The sequence below is a fragment of the Spongiactinospora gelatinilytica genome (assembly GCF_003236385.1).
Taxonomy (GTDB): Bacteria; Actinomycetota; Actinomycetes; order Streptosporangiales; family Streptosporangiaceae; genus Spongiactinospora; species Spongiactinospora gelatinilytica.
In genome coordinates, this window is sequence record NZ_POUA01000561.1 from 1 (window position 1) to 3,335 (window position 3,335).

Below are 3,335 nucleotides of genomic sequence, written 5' to 3' on the forward strand. Positions count from 1 at the left end.
GTGCGCCTTGGCGGCGTGCGCCGTTGCGGGGTGGCTGGGGGCGGGGCTGGCGCGTGCGCGGCGCCGCCACCGGCGGGCGCTGGAGGAACGCGGCCGGCTGCTGGAACGCGCGCGGGCCGGCGCGGCCCGCGCCGCGGTGGAGGCCGAGCGTGCGCGGATCGCCCGGGAGCTGCACGACATCGTCAGCCACAATGTGAGCCTGATGGTGGTGCAGGCGTCGGCGGCGCGGGAGGTGCTGTCGGCGCACGCCGCGGTTCCCGCCGAGGCGATGTCGGCCCTGGCGGCGGTGGAGGGCGCGGGCCGCGGCGCGCTGACCGAGCTGCGTCACCTGCTGGGCCTGCTGGCGCCCGCCCAGGACGGCGACGACGACGACGCCTGGGACGATCTGTCCCCGCAGCCGGGCCTGGGCGACCTGGGGCCGCTGGCCGACCGGATCGCGTTCGCCGGGATGCCGGTGGAGATGCGGATCTCCGGCGAGCCGCGCCCGTTGCCGGCCGGCATCGAGGTGACCGCCTACCGGATCGTGCAGGAGGCCCTGACCAATGCGCTCAAACACGGCGAAGGCGCCCCGGCGCAGGTCACGATCCGCTTCGCCGGCCGTTTCCTGCGGGTGGAGGTGGTCAACGGCGGGCCGAGCGTGCTGAACGGCCAGGCGGGGACCGATGCGCCCGCGCGCCGCGACGGCGCCGGGCGCGGCCTGCTGGGGCTGCGCGAACGCGTCGCGCTGTACGGCGGCGACCTGGACGCCCGGCGGCGGCTCGGCGGCGGCTACCGGGTGCGGGCGCGCATCCCGCTGGAGCGGCCGTGAACCAGGCCCTGTCACCGGCCTCGCCGCGGGTCCTCATCGCCGATGACCAGGCCCTGGTCCGCAGCGGCTTTCGGCTGATCTTGACGACGCGCGGCATCGAGGTCGCCGGGGAGGCCGCCGACGGGGCCGAGGCGGTGGCGGCGGCTCGGCGGCTGCGCCCGGATGTGGTGCTGATGGACATCCGCATGCCCGTCATGGACGGGCTGCAGGCGGCGCGGCTGGTCCTGGCGGAACTGCCGGACTGCCGGGTGATCATGCTGACGACCTTCGACCTGGACCGTTACGTCTATGCGGCGCTGTCGCTGGGCGCGAGCGGGTTCCTGGTCAAGGACGTGACGGCCGAGCATCTGGCGGCCGCCGTACGGCTGGTCGGCACCGGCGACGCGCTGCTGGCGCCTTCCATCACCCGGCGGCTGGTGGAGCGGTTCGCCCGCGGCGACCGGCTGCCGGGCACCGCCGCGGGAGCCCATCCCGACCTGGCCGCCCTGACTCCGCGCGAGGTGGAGGTATTGACACTGGTGGGCCGGGGATTGTCCAACGCCGAGCTGGCCGCGACGCTGACGCTCAGCGAGGCCACCGTCAAGACCCACGTGAAGCGGATCTTCGGCAAACTGGGGCTGCGGGACCGGGCCCAGGCGGTGGTGGTGGCCTATGAGACCGGGCTGGTCCGCCCGGGCGGCCCCGGCTAGCCCCCGGCCCCGATGTCGTACAGGCGCGTGTAGTGGCCGTTGGCGGCGATCAGTTGCTCGTGGGTGCCGTGTTCGGCGATACGGCCCTGGTGCAGGACGTAGATGTGGTCGGCGAAGGTGACGCTGTGGATGCGGTGGGTGATCAGCAGGACGGTTCCCGGATGGTGGCGGGCCAGGGTGTGGAACAGGTGGTGTTCGGCGGCCGGGTCGAGCGCGGCGGTCGGTTCGTCGAGTATGAGCAGGTCGGGGCGGCGGTAGAAGGCGCGGGCGATGGCCAGGCGCTGCCATTGCCCGCCTGACAGGTCCACCTGCCCGCCGTACTGGCGGTTCAGCAGGGTGGCCAGGCCGTGCGGCAGGGTCTGGAGCATCGTCTGGAGCTGCCCGGCGGCGGTGGCCTGGCGGAGCCTGGCGGGGTCGCCGTCGGGGCCCAGGGTGATGTTGTCGCCCAGGGTGAAGGCGTAGCGGGTGAAGTCCTGGAAGGCCCAGGCGATCCGGGCGCGGACCCGGTGGGGGTCCAGGGTGGCGGTGTCGGCGTCGTTCCAGGTGATGGTCCCGCACGTGGGCCGGTACAGGGCGGCCACCAGCATCGCCAGGGTGGTCTTGCCCGAGCCGTTCTCGCCGACGAGTGCGACGACCTGCCCGGCGTGCAGGTCCAGGTCGATGCCTGTGAGGGCGTCGGCGCCGGCTCCCGGGTAGCGGAACCCGGCCGCACGCAGCCGCAGCGTGCGCAGCGGCTGGGGGGCGTCGCCGCCCTGTGGTTCGGCGGTGCTGCGGTCGGCGGCGAGGGCGGCCAGGTCGGCCAGGAACATTCCGGACGCCTGAAGGGTGGAGGACATGGTGATCAGTGCCGCCGTCTGGCCGCGCAGCTGCAGCAACGCGTAGATGGCGGCGGTCGCGGCACCGGCGGTCGGGCCCATGACGGCGATGCCGGCCGCCACGACGGTGAAGAACAGTGCTGTGGACAGCGAACGGGCGGCCATGTCACGCAACTGGACGCGCAGTCCGATGCGCCATAGGGCGTCGGCCAGGTCGGTGGCCAGGGGCCGCCAGCGGTCGGCGAGCCATCCGGTGGCCTGGTAGGCGCGCAGTTCCTTGGCGCTGGCCGGCATCACCTGAAGGCCGTGCAGGTAGTCGGCGCGGCGTTGGTCGGGGACCAGCGCGGCGGTGGCGCGGTAGCGGTAGCGGATGTTGATGACCTCGGTGATGATCTGCGGGGCGAGGCTGGCGGGGATCAGCAGGGCCATGATGGGGGACAGCGTGACGACCGCGCCGGCCGCCGCGGCGATCGACATGGCGGCGCTGATGACGCCCGCGGCCTGCTGGGCCAGGGTGTCGGCCTGCGCGGCGCCGAGGTTGGCGCGGTGCAGCCGGTCGAACAGCCGGGGGTCCTGAAAGGCGATCAGCCGGGTGCGGGCGGCGGCGGCCAGTACCTGGGCCTGGGCCGCGACACCGACCCGGCCGCCGAGCCTGGCGGCGGCCAGCTGCCCGCCTTGGGCGGCGATGGCACGCACCGCCAGGATCGTCAGGAACGGCAGGCCGGTGCGTACGGCGTCGCCGATGGGGACGCGGCGTTGCAGGGCGGCGAGCAGGACCTCGAACCATTGGGCGGCGGCCAGCACGCCGACCGCCAGCAGTACCGCGGCGAGCAGTTGGGCGCTCACCGTGAGGATCGTCAGCAGCCGGCCCGATCGCCAGTTCAGTGTCGTGGCGAACGCGACCGCGCGCAGCAGGTCCCGCAGCCCGTGCGCGGGAGGGTCCTGGCCGCCGGGCGGGTCGGTGGCGCCGGTGGCCGTCATCGGGCGCCTGCCATGGCGGGGATCAGGGTGGGGATCATGGCC

Annotated in this window: 3 protein-coding genes; 2 read left to right on the plus strand and 1 reads right to left on the minus strand. The window is 74.4% G+C overall.

The window, feature by feature from the left end; translation table 11 throughout:
- Nucleotides 1-808, plus strand: an 808-nt coding sequence (locus C1I98_RS36860; RefSeq protein WP_233508503.1) for a sensor histidine kinase, incomplete at its 5' end; no start/stop codon positions are given.
- Nucleotides 805-1,497 (plus strand): response regulator, encoded by a 693-nt coding sequence (locus C1I98_RS36865; RefSeq protein WP_233508504.1) that lies wholly within the window; start codon nucleotides 805-807, stop codon nucleotides 1,495-1,497. The genes C1I98_RS36860 and C1I98_RS36865, both read left to right, overlap by 4 nt.
- On the opposite strand, the gene C1I98_RS36870 is transcribed toward C1I98_RS36865, so the two are convergent.
- The coding region (locus C1I98_RS36870) for an ATP-binding cassette domain-containing protein (protein WP_233508505.1) at nucleotides 1,494-3,335 on the minus strand (1,842 nt) is incomplete at its 5' end. The two genes, C1I98_RS36865 and C1I98_RS36870, sit on opposite strands and share 4 nt — an antisense overlap.